Here is a 26,466-nt window from a genome sequence, read left to right on the forward strand (position 1 = left end):
TCTTTTAGTGTAATGAACATTATCTCTAAATACCAAAGCTACACCTACTGATTTCCTAACTCTATTAGGTGAATTGCTTCAAAAACCTCTCCCTAAATCTCCCATAACCTTTTTACATCGGCCAATTCTTGCCCATTGAATTCCATTCTGTAAATGTCTGGCTTCGTTGTCTGTAATAAAAAGTTCAAATCGTATCTACTATCATAAAAACCCATCATTAAAGTCATTACAGCCCCATGTGTGCCAATTACTACTTTCTGACCTGAATATGTGTTTACTATTTTTCCCAAAACTTTTATAGCACGTTTCTGGCAGTCAGCATTTGACTCGCCTCCCTCTAAAGCATAGGTTGGGTCAGAAAATGACTTTTGTAAAAAAGGGAATAATTCCTCGTCAGCGATTCGCTTATCTCCAGCAATAAATAGTTGCTCTTTTAGATCTTCAAATATAATTACCTCTTTTTCTATTTGATTAGCTACTTCCTGAACAGTTTGGATTGAACGACTATACGGGCTTGAAATAACAGTATCAATGCCTTCTTTTTGTAATATATCAGTTATTCGTTGAGCATCTAACCTACCCTTTTCAGTCAATTCTCTCGTTCTCTCATTTCCGTCTTTTGGTGAATCTCCATGTCGCACCATATATATGATTGTTTTCATAATGTCTCCTAAAATTTAGTTTTGACCTAAACCCTTTTTGTGTGAAGCTAAAATCCATATTGCACTGAAGAACTTCTACTGTTAATCTTCTGATATCGGTAAGACTGTAGAATATTTAATTTCTCTTAATGATAAGTTAGTTTGAATACGGGATATGCCCATCCTATTTAATTTTCTAATAAAGCTATCTAATTCTTTTCGATCTCTAACAATGACTTTTAAAAGATAATCATACTCTCCTGTTAAACAATGACATTCTAATATTTCGGTCATTGTTTTTAAGGTATTTTCCAAAGCTTCTAATTCCTTAGCTTGATGAATATTAGTACTCATGAAAACATAGCACAGTAAATCGAATCCAAGTTTCTCAGGATTTAAAATGGCAACTTGTTTGTCAATAAATCCTTCACTTTCTAAACGTTTTATCCTTGTGTGGGTTGCCGGCGGAGACAAATTCACCCGTCTCGCTATCTCAGCATTACTTATCTGAACCTCTCTCTGCAAAATATCTAGTATTTGAGTATCAATACGATCTAGTAATTTTCTTTCCACATCTCTCATGATTTTTTTCTCCTTTTTTTATTCGAAATTATAGTCACTTTCGACAGCTATTATTAATTTTATTCTGTAAAACTTTATTTTTCTTTCCATTGTTTTGATTTTCATTATTCTTACAAAATATTATACTGCCAAATTAGCAAAAGTGTTATGATTCTTTTATTAAATGTAACTTGATTGTACATAAGACACTCAAAGGAGAGATAATGATTTGAAGAATGTCTATGTTTTATTAATGCTTTTAACTAGTTTACTTTGGGGTGGCAATTTTGTAGTGGCCAAATCTCTTGTTGACCATGCCTCTCCGTTAACACTGACGAGCTTAAGGTGGCTCATTGCTATAGTGGCCCTTCTTCCAATGGTATGGTGGAAAGAGAAAAAACTGCTTCCCTCTCGAGCTGCCCTTCTCCCTTTATTTTTAATGGGCATTACAGGTGTGGTATTGTTCAATATATTCCAATTTTTAGCATTAGAAAGAACTACTTCGACGAATGTAGGTCTCATTTCAACATTAAATACAATTTCTATTGCGTTTTTTTCATTTGTTTTTCTAAAAGAAAAAATGAATAAACTTCAAGCATTTTCGATGTTATTTTCGTTGTTTGGTGTGCTTCTCGTACTTTCAAAGGGGAATATCGATTTTTTATTGTCTTTTCATTTTAATTTGGGTGATTTATGGATGGTAGCAGCTGTATGTGTATGGGGAATTTATTCCGTCTGTAGTAAATGGGCAATGAAGACTACCTCGCCACTAATGTCCACTTTGTATTCAGGAATATTTGGACTTCTTGTCCTATTACCGTTTAACCTTAAGGATTTTACCATTTCCAATGTAAATCATTCTTTTATTCTTTCTCTTTTATATACAGGTCTTATCTCCACTGTTGTTTGTATGGTACTTTGGAGTATTGGTATTCAACAATTAGGGGCTACAACATCCGGTGTTTTCCTTAATTTCAATCCGATTTTCACGGCAATTTTAGCGTTTTTATTTTTAGGAGAAAGCATCTCTTGGACTCAAGGGATTGGAGGATTGATTGTTATTTTAGGATGTTATTTATTTTCACATTTTAAGTCAAAAACAACCTATTTGAATACGTGTATTTCAAATAAAAAAATGTCAACAAGATTTGTTGACACTCATAAATTACAATGAATTATATTTTTTCACTTCTAAAGGAATAGATAGTACATATAAATCTACAGCGTATGTAATAATCGTAATCCCTTTACCTTTTTCAGTAAATTTCGCTTGAAGAAAACGTTCCGAAACTTTTCTTTTCCCCCATCTTTTAGGGAACCATTCAAATCCTAGCATAAAATTATCACCTTTTAGTATTTTCTTTCATAAGACCAAAACGACAATTTGAACTGCATCCCAGTTAGTACGAAATTACAATTGGGATGCAGTTTAATTATGAGTGCCTAAAAAAGTTCTCGTATTCTTTGGTATTAGTTCCATTTTAATATAATGATTAATAATTTTCAAAAAAGCTGTTGGCCCTAATCTTTTTTGAATGTTCACTGTCTTGTTGAAAATGAAACAATTCCTTCCTTCTTTTCCTAAGTACATGGTTTATACTTTAAAGAAGATGAATTATGAGTCCAAACCAATGTTCTACTACTGAAACATTAGCTGTAGAAAATAAACTGTTCGAGGTGAATCAAAGATGGGAAATTGTTGTAGTAGCCCTAAAAAAAATAGTAATGCAAACACTATTATTTGTCCGTCTTGCAAAAATAAAGCTAAAAACATACAGCTAATAACAATTAAATCAATGCTTAAACCATCTGTATTAGAATTTATAAATGCGATGGAAAATCACTATTTTTGTTCTACTAAAGATTGTCATGTCGTTTATTTTGATACGAGAAATAAGGAGTACACTCTTTCTGCTATAAAGATATCTGTGCATCAAAAGGATGACTCATTAAGTACACCGGTTTGTTATTGTTTTGATTGGACTAAAGAGAAAATTAAACACAATGTCGAAAATAAACTTACTCCAAATCCGTTAGAACATATTCGTGAAAATATAAAAGAGAATCGTTGTGGCTGTGAGGTAAACAATCCTCAAGGAAGTTGTTGTTTAGGAAATGTTACGAAATATATTAAAGGTCTAGCCTAAATCGGAATAAAAAAGTGTCCTAAAACCCCTGTAAAACAGAAGTTTTAGGACCTTTTTATTGCACGTAAAAATTGTTAATCCATTAATTGATTAAACTTTTCTGTAGGGAACTCAACTCCTAGTTCCGCCATTTGTTTTTTTGCTTTCTCAATTAATTTGGTAGCCTCTTCTTTTGTTTCATCATCTAAATTCGTGAATCTTCCGCCCTTTTCATTATGAGTCGGAATTGATACACCAAGGTCTTTCAGTTGTTTGTTTGCTTCCTCTTGAGTTATTGAACCCTCTTTAACTTGTTTCATAATTTCTTGTACTTTTGTTTTTGTTTCATCATCTAATTTCGCGAATTTATCTCCTTTCCCATTATGGGTCGGAATCGATACACCAAGGTCTTTCAGTTGTTTGTTCGCTTCCTCTTGAGTTAAGGCACCCTCTTTAACTTGTTTCATAATTTCTTGTACCTGTGTTTTCGTTCCATCATCTAATTTCGCGAATTTACCACCTTTTTCATTATGAGAGGGAATTGATACTCCAAGGTCTTTCAATTTTGTATTCGCTTCCTCCTGAGTCAAGGAACCGTCTTTAAGCTGTTTCATAATATCTTGCACTTGTTTTTTTGTTTCATCATCTAAATTCGCGAACTTATCGCCATTTTCAGAATGTTTCGAAGGTAATGACACCCCTAAGTTAGCTAGTTCATTCCTTAGGTTGTTTAAAATTTCATCAACTTTTTGTTGAGTTTCAGTATCTAAATTTGTGAATTTTTCTACTTTAACTGTTTCCTTTTGAGTTGTAGCTGCGAGAGTTGGAATCGTTGCACCGCCAAATATTCCTAATGATAAAGCTCCTGTCATAGCATAAATCGAAATCTTACTTCTTATTTTCATTTTTATTCACTCCTTGAATTAGTGTAACGGGATTTTTGTCCCTAAGCTTAGATTTAACTAAGCTGTATCTACACTATATCGATGAAGTGTGTCAGCTGTATGTCAAAAGAACAACTATAAATTATTTTTCGTAAAAACCATTTTTATTGAAATCATACCATTTTTGAATCTTCTCTTCTGAATGTACTTGCAAATGATTCATAATTTCTTTTGCAAATTCCAATGTAGCAGTCCCGTTTGCTGTTATGAAATGATCAGCGTTGACACATTGCTTTTCTATATAAAATTTATTTCCACTATAATTTGGACAACTGTTTACAATAAAGTCATGAGAGTTGCCAGTATGCTCTACTTTATTCATATAACCATTGTAAGCTAAAAATGTAGTTGCATCACATATTGCTGAAATTAATACAGTATTACGTTGGCAGTAATCAACTAATTTTTTCACTTCAAATAATTCATAGTTATTCTCTTTCCATATCGTCCCTCCACATAATAAAAGCATAGTAAGATTATTATTTTTTCTCTTTAGGTAATCCTCGATGGAATAGTCTGGAATAGTTTTTAGCCCTCCCATTGAGCATACTATTTCCTTCGTTAAGGCTATCGTAACAATGTTAAAATTCCCCTCTGAACTATTTAACTCTGGACAAATAAACCCTAATTCCCAGTCTGCATAACCATCGGATATAAATACTGTTATTTCTCTTGTCATCTTAAATGATCCCCCTTTTCCAAAAGATTAACAAAAGAAAGTTGACATAAACCTGTCAACTTTCATAGAGCTTACTTATTTTTTTAATTGTGTTTTTTACATCCTCCACAAGAAATGGAGGTTCAAGCACTTTCACTTTGTCTCTTAATTGAATGATAAAATCAATAACCCATGCTAAATCAAATGTTTTATATGTTATTGTTGAACTGTTTGAATAAAATTGAAATTTTTGTACCCCGATCTTATCCATTAAAAAAGCTTCATCTTCCTTCTCATATTGCAGCACAACATTTGATAAGACAAAATACGATTCAGTTTAAATAGCCGAAACTGGATTCAATATCCCGATAAATAGTTCGTTTCGACACTTCAAGTTTTTCTGCCAATTGTTGTGCCGTGATTTTCTCGTGATGAACTAATAAATTTAAAATACTAAACATTCGGGCTGATTTCATTGCACCCTCCTCTTTCATATGTATTCTATATCGGTATTATTCCTATTAAGATGACTTACGAAATCTTTACCCTATTTGTTCAGTCTGATCTTTTTTCCAATAAGTATTTGGTCCATTACATGTTAATGTTGCGTTATTCGGTACCTGTTTCATTATAAGAAGAAGATTCAATAAATCAACTGACGATCCCATTGCGTTTAGTATGACCAAGAACTTTAATGTCGTTGTCAAGAGTCCAATTACACTTAAAATTAGTGGCAAAATTATTGACAGTATTATAAAAGGAGCAACTGTAATGAAGATATATCTTGATTTTAAAATCTCTTCTTCCGTAATAACAAAAGCCCCAAACAGAGTAAGCCCCACAAAAGTTTTTTTGGATTTCATAAAATTAGGAATGAACATCAAATGAAGTAATTCATGAATAATCATTAGTAAGACTATCCACAAAATAATACTAAAGTTAATTGTTATAATTATTGCACCCTCTGAAAATCCAAAATCATTCAAAGAAATACTGGAGAAAATATTTATTACCCCAATAGAAATCATTGAAGCGATCATCATTAAAGGGATCGATAACAATATAGCACTTCTTAAATTTTTAGGTTCTTGCATAGGAATCCAGCCATTATCAATTAATTCTACATGTGAATTTGGGTCACTTTGCGGTAATTTGTTTAGTAATTTCATTTTACCCCTCCATTACAATCTATTGATTTTTAATAATCTCACTTAATTGGAAAATGCCTTCTTTAATGTCTTCGAGTGAAGCATACCCGTAGGAAATTCGTATAAATAATCCTGATTTTTCGGCATAAATACTACCAGGATTTAGAAGAATATTGTTGGATAACGACTTCTCAAACAGCCTTTTTACTTTATATTCTGGTTTTATTTTAACCCATATGAACAATCCACCTTTTGGGATGTCCCACGTAGCGTAAGGACTCAAATATTTATCCAGTGCATCTAAAGCAATTTTTCTACGAATGTTAAGTTGTTCTCTTACTTTATCAAGATGATCCTCATATAAATTACTTGATAGCCACTCTGCTGCCACGAGCTGGGAAAGAGTACTTGATCCATAATCGGATTGCATTTTTAAATCTGCTAATCGATTAATGACTGACTCCGAACCGACTACCCACCCAATCCGTAATCCTGGACTAAGGGTTTTGGATAAACTTCCAACATACAATACATTCCCGTAATGGTCCATTGCTTTCAGTGGTTTAGGTGGTGGATTGTCAATCCATAAATCACGATACACATCATCTTCTATAACTGGCAGTTGCTCTCTTTCACAATATGCCATTAATTTCTGTCGTCTCTCTTCTTTCATTAATGCGCCTGTTGGATTGTGGAAGGTTGGAATCGTATATAAAATATTCTTACCTTTTTCATTAGTCGGATAAATGGAATCTATAATAATCCCCTCATTGTCCTTCGTTAAGCCTTGCAACTCCATCCCGGCAGACTCAAAAACAGTCAATGAGTAAAGGTAGGACGGCATTTCTAACAATACCGATGAACCTCTTTTCAGGAGTCCAATTGAAATTAGATGTAAAGCTTGGAGCGCACCAGAAACGACAAGGATGGACGACGGAGATGCTTCGATTCCTCTTACTTTTAAATAATCACTAATAGCTTGGCGTAACTTTATATTTCCTTTCGGCTCTTCATAGCCAAAAGTGGTCAATTGATTCGAAACCTTTTGAACAACGGCTTTCATCTCTTCTAAAGGGAACATCTCTGGTGATAACTCCCCTTACTCAATTGAATAAGATTCGCATTCGATTCCGCTTCGTTAATTTCCTGCACCATGGAAACGCTTGGTTTATGCGTTCCTAAAGTGACATTTTCATTCCAGTTCGCCGAGAATTTCCCTCCCATCAAAGTCCAAGTATTATTGGTGACCAACGTTTCCTTCCCTGCTTTGCCTTCAATTAGTCCTTCTGCCATTAGTTCCTCTAAAGCTGTTATAACTGTACTCCGATTAACTTCAAACTGTTTGGCCAGATTACGTTGACTTGGTATAGGACTGCCAATCGGCCACTCCCCTTTCGCAATTTTTTCTTTTATAAAATCAATAATCAATTGATATTTTGGCTTTTTCATATGTACTCCCTTATCTGAACTGGTTGGTTTTTTTTATTTTAACCTGTTGGAGAAATTTTACCAAAATCCTATTAATATTGAAAATAAGAATTTAATTGGTTGGATTGAGAAAGTAAAACGAGGTGTAATCATGTTAAAAAGATTAGATTTAAAGATTATTTCTGCTCATTTCATAACAATCATTTTGTGGGCATCAGCTTTTCCAGCAATCCGAGTCGCATTGACGGCTTATTCACCCGAACATATATCACTATTACGATTATTAGTCGGCTCATTCGTATTAATCATCATCGCAGTTATTACTAAAACGCCTTTACCTGCACTAAAAGATATCCCAATTATTTTATTGCTTGGCTTTTTAGGATTCACTGTATATCAAGTAGCACTTAATTATGGGGAGCAAACGATTAGTGCTGGCGTTGCAAGTTTACTTGTTTCAACAACCCCTATATTCACCGCCTTGTTAGCTGTATTCTTTTTTCGTGAGAAGCTTGGGTTATGGGGATGGCTTGGTTCACTTGTTGGTTTTTGTGGTGTAGCATTTATTTCTGTAGGAGGTTCAACCGGAGACTTTGCTTTTAATACGGGGATCATTCTAGTTTTAGTAGCCTCTCTTTCAGAAAGTATATACTTTGTTTTTCAACGTCGTTATGTAAAAAAATACGGGTCTCTTCCATTCACGATGTACGCAATTTGGTCAGGTACTATCTTTATGTTGCTATTCTCGCCTGGCCTAGGTGAAGCCATTATGGACGCCCCGTTAAATGCAACATTCGTCACTTTGTATCTCGGCATTTTCCCAACAATCATTCCCTATTTTATGCTAGCCTATGTTACATCACGAACAGGAGCAGCTGAAGCAACAAGCACACTTTATTTAACCTCCGTTTTTGCATTTCTTATCGCTTGGATTTGGCTAGGCGAGGTTCCACATTTTTCTTCCATAACAGGCGGCTTAATTACTTTAATAGGTGTATTTATTGCTAACGTAAAGAAAGAAGGTATTTTAATAGAAACTAAGAACGCTCAAAGTGTAAACTAACTGACGTGTTTACTTTATCATCTTGTTCAAATAAATGGATTTAGCATAACAAAAAGTCAACTCTTAAAAAAATGTTGAGTTGACTTTTTTAGTTGATTATTCAGTTTTTACTTAATTTCAAAACAGCTAAATCATACATTTTAAATAAAAGCTTTATTGTCACAAATCCCGCTGAAACTAAAATAATAAAATAAGTTGAAACATACATTATGCTTTTAAAATCACTTATTACAGGCGGGTTAACAAACGCTATAGCAACTACAAAAGCCAAAATAAAAATAAAGAAATTACTTTCTAAAAGTTTCATGTGGTGCACCCCCATAGTTTTTTTATTATATATTAAAGGCATCCATTTGTTTCACAAAAATCTGTAAAGAACCAATATTCGCTTTTTAATCTATCCTAGTGACTAGAGAAAACAGTTTACTATATAAATATCTCACTTAAAATAAAAATTTACCGCGTTTAGATAAAGAATTTTTTCCGCTGAAATTGGATCAAACAATTCTTGAATCAGTTCAATATCTGCATAAGCAAAAGGTCTTTTTGCTCGTGTGGACGGCAAGTCTGTACCGAACATTAACGCTTCGGGATTGACAGTAAAAATAGATTTCAACGCATGTTCCACATCGAGCTCTACACGACCAAAACCTGTCGCCTTTACACGTACACCTTTTTCTACAAGTCGCAATAAATGAGGTAAGCCTTCCTCAGAGAGTCCTAAATGATCAATTGAAATCGCCGGTAATTTTTCAATCGTTGGTGCAATTTCAGGCAAATTTTTTGCGTCAATATATAATTCACTATGCCAACCAGCTAAATCATATACACGTCTCGCAAAGTAATCGAGCTTCGTTAAATCTTCGGAGCCGCCACGTTTCACATTGAATCGGAGTGCGCGCACACCTTTTTTATGTAAATCCATAATCTCATCATCTGTCACCGAAAATGGAAGCTGTGTAACACCACAAAATGCAGATCCCATTTTCTCTAAAGCATTCACTAAATACGCTTGATCAAAACCTTGAAAAGAACCGGATACAATTGCCCCACCTACAATAGGATAAGTCGCTGTTTCTTTTTGATAATCTCCTACAACATAACTAGGTGGTACATACCCCTGATTTTCAGTAATCGGAAAATCAAAATCAATAATGTGAAAGTGTGCATCAAAAATTTTCATCTTACCGCCCCCTTTCTTATACTTTATCAAATATAGTACATAAAAGAAAATTATGTTCTTTTATACAATTACATAATTTTATCTTATCATTCAAAATGTACGAGTCGTTAAAATCCTGCAAAAATCTTTTCTAATAAATATCGAGATTCACAATGTCATTCAGTTGCTTATCGGTTTTTATCGTTACAATTCATCAACACAAAAAAGCTAGGCTCACAAAAAAATTGTGAATACCTAGCTTTCTTTATGCGTGTTCATTTGTTAACCATGACATTACTAGTTTACCATATTATTCTTATTAATGTCGAATCTTTTAATTTATGATATGTAACCAAAGTAATTCCAAAAGGCGACTTCCTAAACATCACCACTTTCTTTCAGGTTGGTTGGTTGCGTGCTAATTGTAAAACCAATCTGAATATCATCAATAATATACCAATACAAACGATACTAACTATCTGTGAGTTTCCTGTAAACGCAGAATAATACATTAATCCAAATGATAAAAGTACTAAAGCCCAAATTGTAAATTGATATTATTTATAAAGTCCTTGGAAACATGAGATGTTTTTGACCATCGTCAAACTGATCTAATAATTCTTTATTATAATTTTTTGATTGAGGATTAGGAAACGTAAATCCAGGGTTTGTAAGATTGACGATTTTTTTACTAGGAACAGACTTGATGAATGCAACAACCAACTTTTCGAGTCAATTCAAAAAATAATTGAATACCTAGTCTTTTTTAATTTTATGCAAATTTATAAATCCTAATATACGAATGTTTACTAAAGAGGTTTTTTTATTTTCTCTTCATATGTTTGACTTCTTCGGCCATACTCGAAAGCTTCATGAGCGTTTTCCAATTACGGACAGTTGCTTGAATCTCAAGCTTTTTTAGATTATTGCCTACTTTGGAATTTCGAATGCTGTCATAAAATAAGAGATACATATCCCTTCCATTTATGACACTGAGTTCTCTTTCGTTTGCATAGGATAAAAACTTGTCACTATTGACTTTTGAAGGAGCTGTCGGCAGCAATGCAACATGCAAAGATTCCCTTTACATGAGAGATTCGCTTCTGAAATCTCCTGATTTGAAAAAGGAGTTTGACTAATAATTTGTTGTATTTCCTCTGCTGTCCTAATGACAACAACGCTAGATACCCCAAAATCATCTTTAATTTTATCGTGAATTTTCGTTTGTAAAAGCTCCTCGGTTTCATCTGATTCAAAAAGGATGTTTCCACTTTGGATATTTCAGTTTTAACATATGTCATCCTTCAACTTTGATCATGAGCCCCATCTCACTAAATCTTCATACTATTACAATGATTAAGTATGTATGTCATACATTGAACCGTATCATCAATGCGTTGTTTTTTCGAATTATAATAACGTATATTTGAACCTTCTCGAATACTAATGGCTTCGTTAATAATTTTATGAAACTCTTCAGGTAAATGATGTATCGCAAATTTACAAGCTTCTACTTTTGAAACAATTTCATTTTCTGTTAATGTGTAAAATTGTCGTAACATCCCAGTAATGGACCATTCTACTTCTTCATCAACTAATTTATTTGGTATCATAAATGCCATAGTTTTATATTTTTCCATCGTTTCCAATCTATGCGCCCAATAACTGTTCATGTTTTGCAAAACATAATCAACCAGCACACTTTCATCTACACTGAAGTTATAGGTTGCTATATCCGGCCCTAAAACGGTAATCCCTTTATTTTTTAAAACCCACCAAGTAATTGGGTTAATATCATCATTAGTCCAATTTGTTTTGCCTTCATTTACCTTTAGACAGCCTTTTACCTCACTCTGTTTCTTTCCGACATCCCCAAATAGAATATAACTTCCATCCATCCCTATTTCCTTATATTTGCGATTTAATTCTTTGTGAAGGTCGGATATTACTTTCGCATCTTCTTCAGTTAAGGTTCTGTTTATAACTGTAATAAAATCGATATCACTAGATCCGTTTATGTAAGCGTTAAGAGCAATTGAACCTTGTAAATAGAACCCTTCCATTATATTCGGCATTTTATTTTGAAATAGGGTCAAATATTCATTTATAACTGTTTGAACCGGAATAGGAATTCTAGAATCCATAAAAACTCTCCTTTTCATCAAATAATACTTATATTACCAAAACGACTACCTGATTTACAATTAGTGATAATAAAGTGATTATCAGAGATGAAATTTTTTCAAACTTTGCCCGTTTGATCTTCGCTCCTACTGGACGTCCATAGAAAAACATGCTGTCGAAACGGAAATCACCCCTACGTTTTGTAAAGAGCCAATATGGAGTATCATTTAAAAATTCATTGGTATTCTAATGATTAGATAAGGGGTGGGAAAATTTGTTTTCAAGTTATTTACAAATAGTTGTTCAAACGATTATTACTTTTTTTGTCCTGCTTACACTTACGAGGTTTTTAGGTAAAAAACAACTAAGTTACTTAACCTTCTTTAACTACGTAACTGGTATTACAATTGGTTCTATTGCAGCAAATATGGTAATTTTAAAAACAATTCTATTCACAAAATTTTTAGTAAGCTTAATTGTTTGGTGCGCGCTTACTAGTTTAATTAGTTACATCGCTCTAAAATCCGGAAAAGCAAGAGTAATACTTGATGGACAACCGACAATTGTTATTAAAAAAGGAAAAATAGATAGAGCAGCTTTAGCAAGCACAAAAATAAATATTGATGACCTTACGATGATGATTAGACAGTATCAAGTTTTCTCTATTACAGAAATTGACTATGCTATTTTAGAACCAAATGGCATGCTTAGTATTTTGAAAAAGCCTGAATTTCAAAGCACCCAAAAGACTGATTTAAAAATCTATCCTTCAGCTCCGGCTTTTATCCCTCTTGAAATCATCACAGATGGGAAGCTAATTATGCAGATGAAAAATTATTTACTGAAAAAGGAATTTCAAATCGAGTAGATAATATGGTGAAAATGGCTGCAGCTAGTGGTGAACCAATGAAATCATGTTTTACTTATAAAGAAATAGAAAAAATATTAGAAAACTCAGGTTTGCTAATTTATGAGCATTTATCTCCAAATACAATTAATGAACTTTATTTTAACAATCGAGAAGATTATTTAACAGCCTTTGAAACAATTCAATACATTCACACTGTGAAAAAATAAGTAAAATTTCGGAAGAATCAAATGCAATTTAATCGATTTTCTAAAGAAAACAGTGTTATTGCACCATCAGGCAGCGGTTTCCTTGCTGTTTTTATTTTAGAAGGTAACGATATGTAAGACATGAACGGTGCAATATTGTGCAATCCATCCTTAAAGGTAAGAGGGAAAGGCGTGAAACAAAGACATAAAGAAGATTAACTGGCATCGTGATAGAATCTGAACACTTAAATCCCGCAGCGTTTATGCCTACAAAAGTAATTATCGGTATTTTCCGAATATTTCTCAGGCAATTAACTATGCAAGAATAACATCGTATCATATTTTAGTAATGTAAGATGGTTTAGTCTTACACCTCCCAAGCTTTGTTACTAAGGGTCACTTATTATTATAGGTGACCCTCTATAAATTTACTATTCTATTAATAGTGTTTCTCTATAGTTTATTGATAAACTCCCAATGGATTTCCGTCTGGATCATAAAAGGTAAAAAATTTCGTCTCACCTTCTCCATCTATTTCATTAACTTTAACATTCTTTTCAATTAATGATCGGTATGTTTCTTCAATGTTATGCGTAATAAAATTAAAGAACTTCCCTACCCCAAAATAATTATCTGGGAAATTTAGTGGTATATGATTTTTTGCTTTTACTAAACAAACAACAGTTTGAGATTCTGCATCAATTTTCATTACTGCAGCGCCTTCTTCTAAATACAGAAGTGAAAACCCAAGTTTCTCCTCATACCATTTTGCAGATAGGTCGGGGTTCTTAATTGGAATAAATATCGCTTCTACACCTTTTAATATAGGTTTACTTATATTTTCCCTTCTTGTAATTTTCTTTAAAAATAGGGCTCAGTTCACTCCACACATCAAACTTATTTCCGTCTACATCATAAAAAACAAAATTTCTTCCCATATGGCCCCTATTCTCAACTTTTCCAACTTTAATTCCTTTATCGATAAAACCTTTTCGAATAGTCTCCAATGCACTTAATCCATCCACCTCAAAGGTTATTGAAAAATGTTCTTCCCCATAGCCATCAATGAAATTAGAGCTTTGATTGTTCATGGATTTAACAAGAAAAAAACTTTGATTGGCAAAATTAACAATCGCCTTATCATTATCCTGGTAACAGCGTTCTGCACCCAATTTACTTACATACCATTCACATGATCGTTCTACATTGCTGACTGGAATATATGTAGTTCCTATTCTAATTAACTTTTCACACATCTACTCACCCTCTCCAATGTCTCAAGTAAAATATTTTATGCTCTGCCTTTATATCCCTTGTTACAATTTCGTCCTCACAAAATGCTAAATTTGGATTACAGCCTAAAACGGCCAGACTCAATTTCGAGTTCTGGTCATTATGAAATGATAAGTGTCAAAGCTAGGGAACCTAATAAAAACAGTAAAGATTCTCCCCATACATTGACTCGAATGATTATTCCCTCTTCTGTAGATTAACTTTACAAATAAAAAATTGATTCTATATATATTATATAGAGAGAGAATTATATAAGGCACTTTAATATCCAAGTGTATTTGATCCATAGAAAGATGTGTGCTGTCGGAGATAAAATATATTCTTTTGGAGGAATTTTGAAATATGGAACAAAAAAAAATAACCTTATGGCGCCCTAAAGGTTTTTTGCAGTGGCTATTAACAGGCATTTCAGTAATACTAACACTTCTTACCGCCATGATAACGTATGCCATTTTTCATACAACTAATATTCTTAGTGTAATTGGTTTCCTTGGAACGCTTGCATTGTACACTCCATGGTTTTTATTAATATTAACATTTTTTATCATAGTACTATTAATACTTGCTTTATGGAAGAAAGCTAAAATCGCTCAATTCATGTTAATTTCGCTATTGATAATAAATGTATTTCTAACTGTGGAGCCAATTATAGAAATGAAGAACTATGCTAAAAAAGAAAATGTTCACGTTTCACTTTACTCTCACTTTTTTTACAAAACAGAAATATCATCAAAGTTTACAAAAGATATTATATTTGGAAAAACTACAGATGGCGTTGAGTTAAAGCTTGATGTGTGGCCAGCTAATGAAAAATTGGAAAACACACGTACCCCAGCTGTTATAAAGGTACATGGTGGTGGATGGGTTGAGGGCAGTAAAGCGAGTGCCCCATATTTAAATCAATGGATAAGTGAATTAGGATTTACTGTTTTTGATATAGACTATCGCATGCCTCCCCAAGCAGGATGGAAAGATGAGGTAGCTGATGTGAAATCAGCAATAGGGTGGGTAGTAGAACATGCGGATACTTATAAAATTGATCCTAAAAAAATAAACTTAATGGGTGATTCAGCAGGTGGAAATCTAGCTATGCTCGCTGCTTATAGTATGGGAGACACAACTTTACCACCGTCCACCAATGTACCATCAGTACCTATTAATACTGTGATAAACTTTTATGGACCGTCAGATATGACAAAATTTTATGAGAATAATCCTAGTCCAGGCTATGTGCAAAATGTTATGAAAGAGTATATAAGGGGCACACCTTCACAATTTCCTGATCGTTATCAAAAGCTTTCTCCTATCAATTATATTGGAGAGCACACACCACCTACCATTATGTTTTTAGGCACGAGCGACAGTCTTGTCCCAACAGAACAAGCTAAAATATTGGGCAAGGAACTTTCCATGAATCATGTTCATCATGAGATCTATTATCTTCCGAAAGCTGAACATGTTTATGATGGAGTACTAGGTAGTTTGAATACCCAAATTACGTACGAGAAGCTCAAGACATTCCTTCAGAAATATAACAAATAACATGCTACAGAAAAAATTGTAAATAAAATTGACTTTTAAAAGAGCGCCCCTATTAAGCAAAAAACGTAATGAAGTAACCTGCCTGTAGTGGACTTTCACCACCAAGTTGTTGAGCATGCTTAAGCAAATTACCAAAAGGACCAGACTCCACCTCAAGTTCTGGCCCTTCTTTTTTTTACATTTAACTATACTTTGCTTTGAACAATTATTGGTCACTATACTTGAAAGTTTTTAATGAAATAATAAGTGTCAATGCTAAGCATCCTATTAAAAGGAGTAAAGATTCTCCCCATGTACTAAAATTATTTATAAATGCAGCTTTAATCCCATTTAAAAACCATTCAAATGGATTTATCAGACTAATATATTTTATAAAGCTTGGCGCCTTTTCCATTGTAAAAAATGCATTGCTACAAAGTAACATTGGTATCATCAGTACATTGGCAGTCATACTTAAATGTCCCTCGTTTTTCACGAGACTTGATATTAAAAAGCTTAAAAAAACAAAACCTAATGAGGCTATTAGAATAATCGGTGTCATATATAAGAAGATATTAAAAGATACATTTAGACGATTGATAACGATAGAAAATAAAAGCACTATATAAGATAAGATAATGGCAACTATTGCCCACGAACTTGAAATACTAATGATATATTTCCATAAAGGCATAGGCGTAGCGTGAAGTAAATTATAAACACCTCTTTTTCTTTGCGATAACGCTATAAAAGCAGTGGTCATAAACGAATAAAAAAATACACTCACGGCAATGATTCCTTCTACATAATTTGCTGCATAGTTCGGTACAAATAACCTTAGCGCAATTATCGCAGCAAATGGCATTAATATTGACCAAAATAGTAAATACATATCTTTTATACTCGATTTCAAATTTAATACGAAAACAGCCTTCATTTTCTCGCTCCTCACATTGTTAATTCAAAAAATAATTCTTCTAAATTTTGAGTTTGGTAGTGCTCCATTAAACTATCAGGTGAACCATTTGCAATTATTTTTCCATGATGCATCATCAACACTCTGTCAGCCACGTTCATTACCTCCAACATATCGTGGGAAGAAAATAAGACGGCAACCCCGCTATCTTTTAAACGTTTAATGATTTGTTGAATTTCTCGCTGTCCTCTTGGATCTAATCCTGCGGAAGGTTCATCCAAAATCACAAGTTTAGGATTATGCAAAGTTGTCACGATAATTGCCAGGCGCTTTTGCTGTCCTAATGACAGTTTAATTGCAGACATTTTTTTCACCTGCAATAGATCAAAAGCTGCAAGTTTTTCATCTATCAGCATTTTTGTTAGCGAAACTCCATAAAATGCAGCAAATAATTTCAGATTATCCTCTACAGAATAGCCTTCGAAAAAAGGTGTTGTTTGAAGTTGCGTACCTATTTCCTTTTTGTAATCAGATGTCCAGTATTTAATTGTTCCACTGTCCTGAGGAATAATGCCAAGAAGCATACCGATAGTTGTTGTTTTACCAGCACCATTTGTGCCCACTAAAGCTACTATCTCCCCCTCATTAATTTCAACATCTATATGATCAACGACACATCTAGTTTTATAACTTTTCATTAATTGACTAGCGTTAATTAACTTTTTCATATTTTCTCCCCTTTATTTATCGTTGTATATTCAATGTTGAACATATGGCTATTTTTTAACTCCCTCATTCCAGGGAGTTATTTTTTTTCATAATATCAATAGCTTGATGTACAAATTTTGACTGCACTTTCACAATTTCTAGCATATTATCAAATGCTAGTTGTGTTAATTCCGGTAGTTCTCCTTGCATGGCAATCAATTTCGCCTCATAACCAGCATTGATAGCCTGCTCTTCTTGCTCTAAAATTTTTTTCTGCTTTTCTAATGCTTCCACAGCTTTAGCTTTTGGCAGTTTGAATGCAAAGGAGACACCAGAATACAAAGTTGTAGGATAAACTACCGAGGATTTTTCAAGCGCCTCAATAATTAATTCTTGCTCATGCTCCCTGCCCTTTTCAGTAATTTGGTAAATTGCTTTTTGTCTATGACCTGTGGATTCTATACTAGCTACCTCTATATAGCCATCTTTTTCAAGCTTTTTTAAAGCATTATAGATCGAGCCGATTAGCACACCACCCCATCGTTCTGCGTCATTTAATTCAAGCATTACTTTAATATCATAGCCAGTCATTGGTTTTAGCCCCAACATAGCAAGAACTAATAGCCTTGTCATAATAATCACCTTTTTATATTCAACGTTGAATAAGTTGAATATACCGTTTTTCGATTTTTTTGTCAATTGTCTTTATAATTATTTTTGAAATGTTGTAAAAATCTAAATTCTCTATAATAAAGTATTTTATGATAAAATACTTTATATTGCGCCATCAAAGGGGCATGTACCAATTCAAGCTGTTGCAAATTTATTTGCTACAGCTCTTTTTTTTCAATATTTTATACCTATTATCTAATTCCCATTTTGCAATTTAACCTAATGATTCACTAAGATTATTGCTTGCTGGCCAGGCGTTTTGTAAAAATTCATGAAACGTTAGTATATTCGGTTCATCTGAACGTACTTTTAAATTAATGGCTGATGTTATTATTGATGCTGAAATATGTTGGAGAATCGTGATCGAACCGTCATTTATTTCATTCTCAATAGCATTTTGACCTAAAATCGCATAGCCAGTTCCGTTCAGCACGGCACGCTTTATCATCTCATCACTTCCACCAACCATAATAGTGGACTGAGGTTGATAATCGGCTTTTTTGAAGTATTGTTCTATGATATTGCTGAAACTACAATGATAGTCATAGGAGATAAAGGTAGCTTCTCTTAAAATTTCATGAAAACTTCTTTCTTTGCAAATTTCAGAAGAAGCAACTAAAAAAGCCTTTTCCTCTTCTAAAAAAGTTTTACTAATATCGATATCATTACACTCATTCGCTATAATGGCGATATCTGCCATATGGTCTCGCACACTTTTGATAGCGTGTACACTATTGGGACTTGTTCTTGCTAGTGTTTGTTCTGCACTTATGTCAAATGCTTCAGGAGCTATTTTTGCCTCTGCAACCCTAATTACGAATGATATTATTAAAGTATACGTAAAAAAAGAAATGACTGATAGAGACATCATCAATACATCGCGAATCGTCATACTCGGCTTAGGTGGATTAGCCATCATTTTTTCAGTATGGATCCAAAATATACTGGTAGCATTGGACATGGCCTATGCAATTTTATCAGGTGCTATCTTTGTACCTCTCATCATCGGTCTTTATTGGAAGCGTGTAACAAGTAAAGCTGCTTTCTATTCTATTATTGCTAGTTCACTAGTTATCTTTATTTCATTTATTATTTTTGGCATTACTTCTACACTTCCGATTATTTATGGTTTAATTACTGGACTCGTCGTTATTATAGCTTTCACGCTTATTATTCCCGAAAATAACATTGAGGTGAGCAAAAAAGATACGACAATTTACAAGTAAACATTTATAGAAAGTTTCAATTTCACACAAACTTAATGTAAGCTGCATTCCAAAGTTAAACACATCTAACTATTGGAGATGCAGTTTTTTTATGAGGAAAAGAGGAAAAGCATTTTCATGGAAAATTTCTTCATCATCATGAAATCCTTATGTTTTCTTCTATCATTAAAAGTGACCCTTTTACTATGTTAATTCAGAAATTTGCTGTGATTAGGTAAAGCAATCTGCTCGAATTCAGTAGCTAGCTTATGCAAATTTCTAGTAAGCTCTTCTCCCTTCATTGGTAATCCATGTCCTGTAATAGCAACTGAAGGTTTTAGCACCTCTAATTTTTTTACAGAATCCCAAGCTGCCTGCCAATCCGTCGTGAAATATCGCGGTGGCCCGCTAATTTCCTTTTTTTGTAGCAATACTTTGTAGAGTGATTCTTGTTTAACCGTAACAAATGCATCACCAACAATTAATGCTCGATCCTCTTCGCGAAATAAAGATATATGCCCTGGCGTATGACCCGGTGTATGAATCCAACGAAAACCATCCATAAATGGAATACTACCATCGGAAGGAAGTGCCTCAATGCTGTTTCCTAAGTTAATCGCTTCATTCGGATAAATGGATGAAACTTTTGCTAGTAAGCCACCATTTACACTAGGATCAGGTTTTGGGTAATTTTTTATATTCGTTAAATAAGGTAATTCTAAAGAATGTGCATAAACCGGCATACCCCAGTGTTCAATTAAATCAATTATCGCCCCAACATGATCAAAGTGACCGTGCGTCAAAATTAGCGCTTTAGGTCGACTATTTGATCCAAATCTCTCCTCGGCTATCGAAATAATTTCCTTTGCACTTTTTGGCATGCCTGCATCAATTAATACGAACTCTCTCTTATGAGGTTCACCGTAGAGTACAATATTAACAATTTGAATCGTATGTTGGTATAAATCAGGCAAAACTTCTACACCATCACCACTCCAAATTGATGTCGCGGGAATATATTTAAAGTCGCTACCATAGTTCATTTTTTCATGCATGAAAATCCCTTCTTCCTCATTGAATTGTAGACAATCATATTTTTCCTTTATACTGTAAAGATATAGCAAGAAAAAAATGGGTTTTATATTTTCCTAAAGCATTAATTTCTTTCAGCATGTGTTTGAGTACTTGATCGCTGAAAAGTAGCTTGAATCTGCATCCATATCACCTGTTAAAAAAACGTCAAGAGCTAACTTCCGCTTCATGTCCCTTTCTTTAGTGCCTTTCAATCACTCGTACCATAGTCCTTACACCTACAAATATCATCCTCACTTTCATCGATAAGTAATAAAATAGTTTCATTGTATATTACTACCTATAAATGTATAATTTTACTGTATTTTGATCGAAGTAAATGATTCTTGTTTAAACTTCGCCAAATAAAAACACGGAAAGGAATGTAGTAGTTTGAAGATTGTAGGAATTATTATAGCTGTTGTGGTTTTACTTATTGTTGGTTTAATTATTGCGAGCAAACGAATTGTGAAAAACGCAAAAAAATCACAGTTAGAAATGGAAGCGGCTAACCCATTACCGAAGGAGAAACAGCATTTGCTTGCCTACGGTGCAAATATAGCTCTTTACCGGTCTGAGTCGCCTCGGATACTGCCGGTGAAGGTAGATCACGAGACTTTGAAAGAAGGTCTTTCTTCATTCTGGGACGTTAGTAATCCAGAAGAAGCTGTAGCAACCCTAGAATGGCTTCTTATGGAAGGACATCGTGCAAGATATGACGAATTATTTATGGCGTTGAAAGCTGGCCAGACTTTTACAGAGGAAGAAGTGGGCAAATCGCAGAAATGCTATGAATCTGCGCAAGAAGTAATGATGAAGCAGCTTTCCTTTGCAAAATCAGACTATGACCGTGTGGACACTATTGCCGCATGGGATTTTGACCGAGCTGTAAATATTGCAAGATGGAGCTACATAGTTGGTTATTTATCCGAAGAACAGGCATGGGGCTATATTGCAAGAGCAGCTGATGCCGGCAGCCATTTCTTCCAATCATGGAATGACTACTTTATTTCATTTGCATTTGGTCGTGCCATTGCTTACGAGGGTGACATTTACGACATCATTTGGAGTGGAAAAGAATTGCTAAAAGTAGATGGTTCGATTTGGAATGAATTTAGTATTAATCGATCAGCGGTACAAAAAGTCTAAAACTTAACATTGGACAAGGTCTAAGAGAGTATTCTATTTAGAGTACAAAGAAATGAATGATAATTAAAACAAAAACCTGCTAGATATTTAGCTACTTTCTTAGCTAAAATCTAGCAGGTTTACTTATTTACGAACAGCTTCAAATGTAATTAATGAATGCTCTTTTGAAGGCTTTTTGTCATAAATATATTCAGCTGAACAAGTAATATCAGAAAAACCTAAGCTTGTTAATATGTGCTGGAATTCTTCTATTCCGTACCATCGCAACGAAAATCTTTGCAATTCTGAATCTATTAATTTACCATTTCTCCATTTTTCATATTTCAAAACGGTTAAAGTATATTGATCGATCCAGTTCATTTCAACGGCTTTTCTTTCTAATGCAATTCCTTCCTCTTTCGAAATTTCATAGTAAGATGAAGAAGTTTCCCCTGTTCGCCAGTCTGTAGGTAAAAGCAAGTCTACAATTAAGCGTCCTCCAGGGATCAAATGATTATACATACATTTTAATGCATCCATTGCATCTTTTGAATTCTCTATTAAGCATAAAGAACCTGTAGGCATAACAATCGCTTCATATTTTGAGTCTATTGAAAAATTGCTCAAGTTACCTTCATATAGATTTGGCATGAATCCTCTTTCTTCACAACGTTTTCTGCATAAATCTAACATGTCAGGTGAGTAGTCAATTCCCTCAACATTATATCCCTTTTCAAGTAAAGGAATTAAGAAGCGTCCCGAACCAACCCCTGCTTCAAGCACTTTCCCCTTTGTTCCCTTTAGTCGTTCTAGATAATATTCAATATCCCCACCAATAGAATATCCTACTGGTTTTGTCAAATCATAAAGTTCTGTACATAATGGACCGTAATAACTATACAAAGTAATTCCTCCGATTTTTTTGCAGAAGAATCTATTATACTTAGTTCTTCCACACCTTATTTATGTTTGATGAAAAAATAGAGCTGACTTTCATAATTAATCACTCACTTTCGTAAAGAATATAGTAAAATTATACATAATTAATCTAAATTTTACAAATAGTTTTTAAATTCCTAAATAAGCTGAAGAATGGTCAGAAGAACCTTACTGCTGCTCTTGTTCTCATTAAAAAATAAGGAGAGAATGCTATGAATAAAGAAAAAGTGTTTGCAGAGTTCCCATTATTAAACTCCGAAAAGCTAGTACTAAAAAAAATTGAAGATGCACATTTACAGGAACTATTTGCGATTTATGATAATGAAAAAGTATTTGAATACTGCGGGATAATCCCTAAACATAATATCCAAACAGTGAGTAAAATGATTGGTCATTTTGATAGAGATTACAAGAAGGAAACCATAGTTAAATGGGGCATTTTTCAAAAATCTCATAGCGATCAATTAGTAGGTATTATAGAAGCAATGGAATTTAATCAAAAAGTGAATATGGTGACGATTGGTTACTATTTAGCAGAGGACTATTGGGGTAAAGGTCTTGCATCTGATGCGGTTAACATACTTGTCAAATTTTTATTTGAGGAAGTTAATATAAATCGAATACAGGCCGAAGTAATGCCGTTAAATGAAGCATCTAAAAAGGTTCTCCAGAAAAATGGTTTTCTAAAAGAAGGACTTTTGAGACAAGCCAAAGTGTGGTCTGGTAAAGGTGTTGTAGATTTAGAAATATACGGTTTGCTTAAAGAAGAATACATCATAGATAAATAATTGGGTGAGGTTCATAAAGCTTGTGTTTAAGTCTTAAATTTCGGCTAGATACCCAAAGATTGTTACTATTAAAACTAAAAGATATATTTAATCAATATGATTTTTTGTTTTGTTATTTCGAGAATTGAACTATTACTACAGCCTCCGTTTGTTTAACTGTTTTTTGCATATTTACAAAAAAGCAGATTGCATCATATTTATTAACTTACTCATATTGTTCAGTAATTAAATTTCTACTTTATGAGATTTTCTATTTTGTATCAATTTCTAGTTAACTAATAATTAATATCCAAATTTTTTATTACAAAAATCACTATATCGTTTATAATACATACTTGAATGAAAAACTACGATTCGGTTGGTAGTCCGGATGCATCATAATTTTGATGTCAATAACCTTCCCCTCCTTGGGATGTCCATCATTCGAGTTTAATTTTAAGGAGGGACCTACTATGAAACTAACCATTTGTTATGATGGACAATTTTATATAGGGCTAATAGAAAACATTTCCGAAAACAAATACAAAGCATACCGGTATATTTTTGGAAAAGAACCTAAAGATCAAGAAGTCTATGATTTTGTAAATACGAATTTGTTGGATTTTATCAAACATAATGATAAACATAGCGGAATACCTATCCAGCAGAAGAAAGTAAAAAAAATCAATCCTAAAAGACTTCAAAGGAAAGTAGCGAAAGAACTAAAAAATCCTTGTATTTCTACTAAGGTTGAAGAAGCGCTTAAAGCAGAATTGGAACTTAGAAAAAAAGAAAAATCTGTTACCTGCAAACGACTAAAAGAAGAACATAAAGAATATATTAGGAATATCAAAGTTCAAAAGTCTAAAAATAAACATAAAGGTAGGTAATTCATTCTTTTTACTGACAACATTAGTTGTCAGTTTTTTTATTCGTTGATTACTGCATATTTTCTTTCAGATATTCATTCAATATAGTTATGAAATTTACAGTTTCATTTTGATATTTCTGTTTAAAGTAACTTTCTACTCCTTCTAGATCAACTCAACTGCTTCGTTAGCACAAGAAGCGATCGCACTAATTGAACAATCGCACCACGTTAATAAACAAGACAGAAACAACATTTTTCCAATTTACTTAAATTATCCTTATTTATCATAAGTATTACTTGTAATTTGGAGCTTTGGCATATAAGTATATAATCTAAAGTTGTAGCTACAAGAGGAATCCGCTACATTTGCACTTATCGACTGTTTATTATTTGGTCCATATATGTATGCTTTGAGAGAACAAGATGATATATTTTCTACTACGGTTTAAAACTTTAGTTTTTCAGGTGATGGATTTTTTGAAATGATCTTTAGAGATATTTCTGGTTATTGTGATAGTAATTTTGGCTAAAAGCCCCCTGTTTGTTAAGTAGTTAATTTCTATTCAAACAATGGAACGTTTGGTTCTATCCCATAACAATGAACAAGCATAGAGTTTAATTGCCCTCTGTGATGATAAACATGAGCTAGGATCTCTAATAACCATTCATATCGTGAGTATGTTACACCCCAATAAGAAGTAATTTTCTCATGAAGCTCGACTTCTGTATAATTCATATATTTATCTGTAATATCAAATTGATCTTTAAAGATGCCTTTTTGACTTATTCTCCCTTCTCATTGCATTAAAGCCTTTCCCTAGTTTCACCTTATAGTACAAATCGATCATTTCCTCAAAGGCTTATAAACATATAATTCTTGCTGACACCATTTATGAGATATAATGAAAATTGATGAATACTAAATCAATCCGCGAAAAAGAGTGATTCTATTGACTAATGGGCATAAACCTATCAACTTGCAATACGGTAAAATGCGAATAATTTATTTGATAGCTATTGCTATCACCATTTCACTCGGCTTAGCTTCAAGAAATTGGAGTACCCTACTCCCATCATTTGTAGCGCAGAACGCAGGGGACATACTATGGGCTATGATGGTCTATTTCGGATTTCGATTGTTGCTAGTGCGAAAAAGCGCCCTCACAGCTATCTTGCTTAGTTTTTTGTTTAGCTTCGGCATTGAATTCAGCCAGTTATATCAGGAAGATTGGATTAATCAGATTCGTGGGACTACGCTCGGGGCTTTGATACTTGGCAAAGGTTTTCTTGTAGAGGATTTGGTTCGATATACAGCAGGAATCATAATTGCTATTGTATTGGATACGACGGCAATTAAGTTCACGCTTCGAAGTTACATGGAAAATCGCTAGAGAATTATATTAAGTCTCTAGCGATTTTATATTTAGGGTTATATTAATGAACCATATTTTAAATGAGCAATCTTTATTACAAACCAATATGAAGAATGGTCATCATCTATTCATTAATCCATTTGATGAATTCTTTATCAAAAATATCCGGTTCTTCAAACATGGGGTTATGACCGCTTTTTTCAAAAATAACCTTCTTCACATGTTCAAATGTGTCATCAATTACATCCCACAGTGAAACAGGAGCGACTAAATAATCATACCTTCCTAACCCTACAAAAATAGGTTTATCTAAGTGAGCCATAGATTGAATTAGATTTCGTTCAGCAAAAGCTACACCCCAAAGATAATCAATAACATCCATATTTGTATAGACGCCATCCCACATATAAGCAGCATCGAACGTATAATCATAAAAACTATGCGCTCCCATACGAATACACATATGCACAAATCTTCTCTCTGGATCATTGTGAATATCATTCTCTAACAAAGCAATATCTAGCTCAAATTGTTTTGTTCTTTCAACACTAGCCGTCTCGTTAAAAAATGAAAAACTTTGTTGCTGTCTCTCCTGACTGTTTGTTGGTGCTGAATTTAATAAAATGACCTTCTGAACATATTGAGGATATTTTTCGGCATACGCCAAGGCCATAAATGCATGTCCAGAATGTCCTAAAATGATAAAATCCTCAAGCTTTAATAATTGTCTTGCTGCTTCGATATCCTCGATAATTTTATCCAAAGTATAATCTTCTTTCTTTAAAGCACGTGGTGGCTTCACAAACCCTCTATGATCCAAAAAGATAAATCGAAATTGTTTATATAAATTTTCCGAGAACAAGCGTGGATAATATACACTGCTACCCACTACCAATATCGGCTTACCTTGTCCCTTCACATAATATTTTAATTCAAATCCTTCATTTAAAATGCTTTGATAACTATTCATTATAATCGTCCTCTTTTCTTTTTATATCGAAGAGCTATCATTTAATGCTCTTCTTTTTATCACTCCCTTTCTATTTTACGTTCCCGTGTTTTCTCCATAGAACGCTTCAGCATCCTACCTC

At 33.5% G+C, this 26,466-nt stretch carries 31 protein-coding genes and 2 pseudogenes; 11 read left to right on the forward strand and 22 right to left on the reverse strand.

The features are described from left to right. Positions 1-92: 92 nt before the first annotated feature. Together ACFTQ7_RS08840 and ACFTQ7_RS08845 are read right to left on the reverse strand one after the other, a co-directional pair. The gene (locus tag ACFTQ7_RS08840; RefSeq protein ID WP_386828187.1) at positions 93-662 is read right to left on the reverse strand and encodes a histidine phosphatase family protein; all 570 of its coding nucleotides are present in this window, start codon (positions 660-662) and stop codon (positions 93-95) included. An 81-nt stretch (positions 663-743) separates the two neighbouring features. Then, positions 744-1,223 carry an Lrp/AsnC family transcriptional regulator gene (locus tag ACFTQ7_RS08845; RefSeq protein ID WP_386828188.1) on the reverse strand — a complete coding sequence of 160 codons (480 nt, stop codon included), beginning with the start codon at positions 1,221-1,223 and terminating at the stop codon, positions 744-746. Between the two features lie 232 nt (positions 1,224-1,455). Between ACFTQ7_RS08845 and ACFTQ7_RS08850 the strand changes: the two genes are divergently transcribed. Further along, positions 1,456-2,376: a DMT family transporter gene (locus ACFTQ7_RS08850; protein ID WP_386828247.1), complete on the forward strand. Its 921-nt coding sequence runs from the start codon at positions 1,456-1,458 to the stop codon at positions 2,374-2,376. On the opposite strand, the gene ACFTQ7_RS08855 is transcribed toward ACFTQ7_RS08850, so the two are convergent. Then, on the reverse strand, positions 2,368-2,538 hold the full coding sequence (locus ACFTQ7_RS08855; RefSeq protein ID WP_386828189.1) for a hypothetical protein: 171 nt from the start codon (positions 2,536-2,538) through the stop codon (positions 2,368-2,370). The two genes, ACFTQ7_RS08850 and ACFTQ7_RS08855, sit on opposite strands and share 9 nt — an antisense overlap. A 352-nt stretch (positions 2,539-2,890) precedes the next feature. Here ACFTQ7_RS08855 and ACFTQ7_RS08860 point away from each other — a divergent pair, with 352 nt between their 5' ends. Next, complete coding sequence (locus ACFTQ7_RS08860) at positions 2,891-3,349, forward strand: putative iron-sulfur cluster-binding metallochaperone (protein ID WP_386828190.1); 459 nt, start codon at positions 2,891-2,893, stop codon at positions 3,347-3,349. A 74-nt stretch (positions 3,350-3,423) separates the two neighbouring features. Here ACFTQ7_RS08860 and ACFTQ7_RS08865 read toward each other — a convergent pair whose 3' ends face one another. The 6 genes and pseudogenes from ACFTQ7_RS08865 to ACFTQ7_RS08890 all read right to left on the reverse strand — a co-directional run bounded on the left by ACFTQ7_RS08865 (position 3,424) and on the right by ACFTQ7_RS08890 (position 7,527). Beyond that, positions 3,424-4,233 (reverse strand): hypothetical protein, encoded by an 810-nt coding sequence (locus ACFTQ7_RS08865; RefSeq protein ID WP_386828191.1) that lies wholly within the window; start codon positions 4,231-4,233, stop codon positions 3,424-3,426. Positions 4,234-4,354: 121 nt separating this feature from the next. Beyond that, complete coding sequence (locus ACFTQ7_RS08870; protein WP_386828192.1) at positions 4,355-4,951, reverse strand: DJ-1/PfpI family protein; 597 nt, start codon at positions 4,949-4,951, stop codon at positions 4,355-4,357. Positions 4,952-5,006: 55 nt separating this feature from the next. Next, positions 5,007-5,201, reverse strand: coding sequence for a WCX domain-containing protein (locus ACFTQ7_RS08875; protein WP_386828193.1), 195 nt, complete (start codon positions 5,199-5,201; stop codon positions 5,007-5,009). Positions 5,202-5,262: 61 nt separating this feature from the next. After that, the gene (locus ACFTQ7_RS08880) at positions 5,263-5,406 is read right to left on the reverse strand and encodes a helix-turn-helix transcriptional regulator (RefSeq protein ID WP_386828194.1); all 144 of its coding nucleotides are present in this window, start codon (positions 5,404-5,406) and stop codon (positions 5,263-5,265) included. Positions 5,407-5,472: 66 nt separating this feature from the next. Continuing rightward, positions 5,473-6,099 (reverse strand): DUF3267 domain-containing protein, encoded by a 627-nt coding sequence (locus ACFTQ7_RS08885; RefSeq protein ID WP_386828195.1) that lies wholly within the window; start codon positions 6,097-6,099, stop codon positions 5,473-5,475. A gap of 19 nt (positions 6,100-6,118) precedes the next feature. Further along, positions 6,119-7,527, reverse strand: a pseudogene (locus ACFTQ7_RS08890) (aminotransferase-like domain-containing protein). Positions 7,528-7,657: 130 nt separating this feature from the next. Here ACFTQ7_RS08890 and ACFTQ7_RS08895 point away from each other — a divergent pair. Next, a complete protein-coding gene (locus ACFTQ7_RS08895; RefSeq protein WP_386828196.1) occupies positions 7,658-8,569 on the forward strand; it encodes a DMT family transporter in 912 nt (303 codons plus the stop codon). Between the two features lie 100 nt (positions 8,570-8,669). Here the strand turns inward: ACFTQ7_RS08895 and ACFTQ7_RS08900 are convergent, their stop codons facing one another. The 4 genes from ACFTQ7_RS08900 to ACFTQ7_RS08915 all read right to left on the reverse strand — a co-directional run bounded on the left by ACFTQ7_RS08900 (position 8,670) and on the right by ACFTQ7_RS08915 (position 11,875). Continuing rightward, positions 8,670-8,876 carry a hypothetical protein gene (locus ACFTQ7_RS08900; protein ID WP_386828197.1) on the reverse strand — a complete coding sequence of 69 codons (207 nt, stop codon included), beginning with the start codon at positions 8,874-8,876 and terminating at the stop codon, positions 8,670-8,672. A 132-nt stretch (positions 8,877-9,008) separates the two neighbouring features. Further along, a complete protein-coding gene (locus ACFTQ7_RS08905) occupies positions 9,009-9,752 on the reverse strand; it encodes an amidohydrolase family protein (RefSeq protein ID WP_386828198.1) in 744 nt (247 codons plus the stop codon). A gap of 963 nt (positions 9,753-10,715) precedes the next feature. Next, positions 10,716-11,009 carry a DUF1697 domain-containing protein gene (locus tag ACFTQ7_RS08910; RefSeq protein ID WP_386828248.1) on the reverse strand — a complete coding sequence of 98 codons (294 nt, stop codon included), beginning with the start codon at positions 11,007-11,009 and terminating at the stop codon, positions 10,716-10,718. Positions 11,010-11,062: 53 nt separating this feature from the next. Further along, positions 11,063-11,875 (reverse strand): aminoglycoside adenylyltransferase domain-containing protein, encoded by an 813-nt coding sequence (locus ACFTQ7_RS08915; protein WP_386828199.1) that lies wholly within the window; start codon positions 11,873-11,875, stop codon positions 11,063-11,065. Between the two features lie 254 nt (positions 11,876-12,129). Between ACFTQ7_RS08915 and ACFTQ7_RS08920 the strand changes: the two genes are divergently transcribed. Further along, positions 12,130-12,723: a DUF421 domain-containing protein gene (locus tag ACFTQ7_RS08920; protein WP_386828200.1), complete on the forward strand. Its 594-nt coding sequence runs from the start codon at positions 12,130-12,132 to the stop codon at positions 12,721-12,723. Then, positions 12,672-12,932, forward strand: a pseudogene (locus tag ACFTQ7_RS08925) (class I SAM-dependent methyltransferase); the annotation flags it as partial. The gene ACFTQ7_RS08920 and the pseudogene ACFTQ7_RS08925, both read left to right, overlap by 52 nt. A 439-nt stretch (positions 12,933-13,371) precedes the next feature. On the opposite strand, the gene ACFTQ7_RS08930 reads toward ACFTQ7_RS08925, so the two are convergent. Together ACFTQ7_RS08930 and ACFTQ7_RS08935 are read right to left on the reverse strand one after the other, a co-directional pair. Further along, entirely contained in the window at positions 13,372-13,749 is a 378-nt protein-coding gene (locus tag ACFTQ7_RS08930) for a VOC family protein (protein ID WP_386828249.1), read from the reverse strand. Then, entirely contained in the window at positions 13,742-14,167 is a 426-nt protein-coding gene (locus tag ACFTQ7_RS08935; protein WP_386828201.1) for a VOC family protein, read from the reverse strand. Before ACFTQ7_RS08935 ends, ACFTQ7_RS08930 begins: the two co-directional genes overlap by 8 nt. Before the next feature lie 379 nt (positions 14,168-14,546). On the opposite strand from ACFTQ7_RS08935, the gene ACFTQ7_RS08940 reads away from it, so the two are divergent. Then, positions 14,547-15,746 carry an alpha/beta hydrolase fold domain-containing protein gene (locus tag ACFTQ7_RS08940; RefSeq protein WP_386828202.1) on the forward strand — a complete coding sequence of 400 codons (1,200 nt, stop codon included), beginning with the start codon at positions 14,547-14,549 and terminating at the stop codon, positions 15,744-15,746. 205 nt (positions 15,747-15,951) lie between these two features. Here the strand turns inward: ACFTQ7_RS08940 and ACFTQ7_RS08945 are convergent, their stop codons facing one another. The 4 genes from ACFTQ7_RS08945 to ACFTQ7_RS08960 all read right to left on the reverse strand — a co-directional run bounded on the left by ACFTQ7_RS08945 (position 15,952) and on the right by ACFTQ7_RS08960 (position 18,814). Then, the gene (locus ACFTQ7_RS08945) at positions 15,952-16,662 is read right to left on the reverse strand and encodes an ABC transporter permease (RefSeq protein ID WP_386828203.1); all 711 of its coding nucleotides are present in this window, start codon (positions 16,660-16,662) and stop codon (positions 15,952-15,954) included. A gap of 11 nt (positions 16,663-16,673) precedes the next feature. Next, complete coding sequence (locus ACFTQ7_RS08950; protein ID WP_386828204.1) at positions 16,674-17,369, reverse strand: ABC transporter ATP-binding protein; 696 nt, start codon at positions 17,367-17,369, stop codon at positions 16,674-16,676. A gap of 64 nt (positions 17,370-17,433) precedes the next feature. Next, positions 17,434-17,982 (reverse strand): PadR family transcriptional regulator, encoded by a 549-nt coding sequence (locus ACFTQ7_RS08955; protein WP_386828205.1) that lies wholly within the window; start codon positions 17,980-17,982, stop codon positions 17,434-17,436. Positions 17,983-18,235: 253 nt separating this feature from the next. Further along, positions 18,236-18,814, reverse strand: coding sequence for a substrate-binding domain-containing protein (locus tag ACFTQ7_RS08960; protein WP_386828250.1), 579 nt, complete (start codon positions 18,812-18,814; stop codon positions 18,236-18,238). Here ACFTQ7_RS08960 and ACFTQ7_RS08965 point away from each other — a divergent pair. Continuing rightward, positions 18,705-19,247 (forward strand): sodium:solute symporter family transporter, encoded by a 543-nt coding sequence (locus ACFTQ7_RS08965; protein WP_386828206.1) that lies wholly within the window; start codon positions 18,705-18,707, stop codon positions 19,245-19,247. The genes ACFTQ7_RS08960 and ACFTQ7_RS08965 overlap by 110 nt on opposite strands. A gap of 188 nt (positions 19,248-19,435) precedes the next feature. On the opposite strand, the gene ACFTQ7_RS08970 is transcribed toward ACFTQ7_RS08965, so the two are convergent. Further along, complete coding sequence (locus ACFTQ7_RS08970) at positions 19,436-20,281, reverse strand: MBL fold metallo-hydrolase (protein ID WP_386828207.1); 846 nt, start codon at positions 20,279-20,281, stop codon at positions 19,436-19,438. 409 nt (positions 20,282-20,690) lie between these two features. Here ACFTQ7_RS08970 and ACFTQ7_RS08975 point away from each other — a divergent pair, with 409 nt between their 5' ends. Then, complete coding sequence (locus tag ACFTQ7_RS08975) at positions 20,691-21,446, forward strand: DUF1266 domain-containing protein (RefSeq protein WP_386828208.1); 756 nt, start codon at positions 20,691-20,693, stop codon at positions 21,444-21,446. Positions 21,447-21,569: 123 nt separating this feature from the next. On the opposite strand, the gene ACFTQ7_RS08980 is transcribed toward ACFTQ7_RS08975, so the two are convergent. After that, positions 21,570-22,328, reverse strand: a complete 759-nt coding sequence (locus ACFTQ7_RS08980) for a class I SAM-dependent methyltransferase (RefSeq protein ID WP_386828209.1) — start codon at positions 22,326-22,328, stop codon at positions 21,570-21,572. Positions 22,329-22,576: 248 nt separating this feature from the next. Here ACFTQ7_RS08980 and ACFTQ7_RS08985 point away from each other — a divergent pair, with 248 nt between their 5' ends. The 3 genes from ACFTQ7_RS08985 to ACFTQ7_RS08995 all read left to right on the forward strand — a co-directional run bounded on the left by ACFTQ7_RS08985 (position 22,577) and on the right by ACFTQ7_RS08995 (position 25,393). Then, a complete protein-coding gene (locus ACFTQ7_RS08985) occupies positions 22,577-23,152 on the forward strand; it encodes a GNAT family N-acetyltransferase (RefSeq protein WP_386828210.1) in 576 nt (191 codons plus the stop codon). A gap of 452 nt (positions 23,153-23,604) precedes the next feature. Continuing rightward, positions 23,605-24,021, forward strand: a complete 417-nt coding sequence (locus tag ACFTQ7_RS08990; protein WP_386828211.1) for a YjdF family protein — start codon at positions 23,605-23,607, stop codon at positions 24,019-24,021. A gap of 922 nt (positions 24,022-24,943) precedes the next feature. Then, positions 24,944-25,393, forward strand: a complete 450-nt coding sequence (locus ACFTQ7_RS08995; protein WP_386828212.1) for a ribosomal maturation YjgA family protein — start codon at positions 24,944-24,946, stop codon at positions 25,391-25,393. Between the two features lie 106 nt (positions 25,394-25,499). On the opposite strand, the gene ACFTQ7_RS09000 is transcribed toward ACFTQ7_RS08995, so the two are convergent. Then, positions 25,500-26,345: an alpha/beta hydrolase gene (locus ACFTQ7_RS09000; protein WP_386828213.1), complete on the reverse strand. Its 846-nt coding sequence runs from the start codon at positions 26,343-26,345 to the stop codon at positions 25,500-25,502. Between the last annotated feature and the right edge of the window lie 121 nt (positions 26,346-26,466).

This window comes from Lysinibacillus sp. NPDC056959 (assembly GCF_042674095.1).
GTDB classification, from domain to species: Bacteria; Bacillota; Bacilli; order Bacillales_A; family Planococcaceae; genus Lysinibacillus; species Lysinibacillus zambalensis.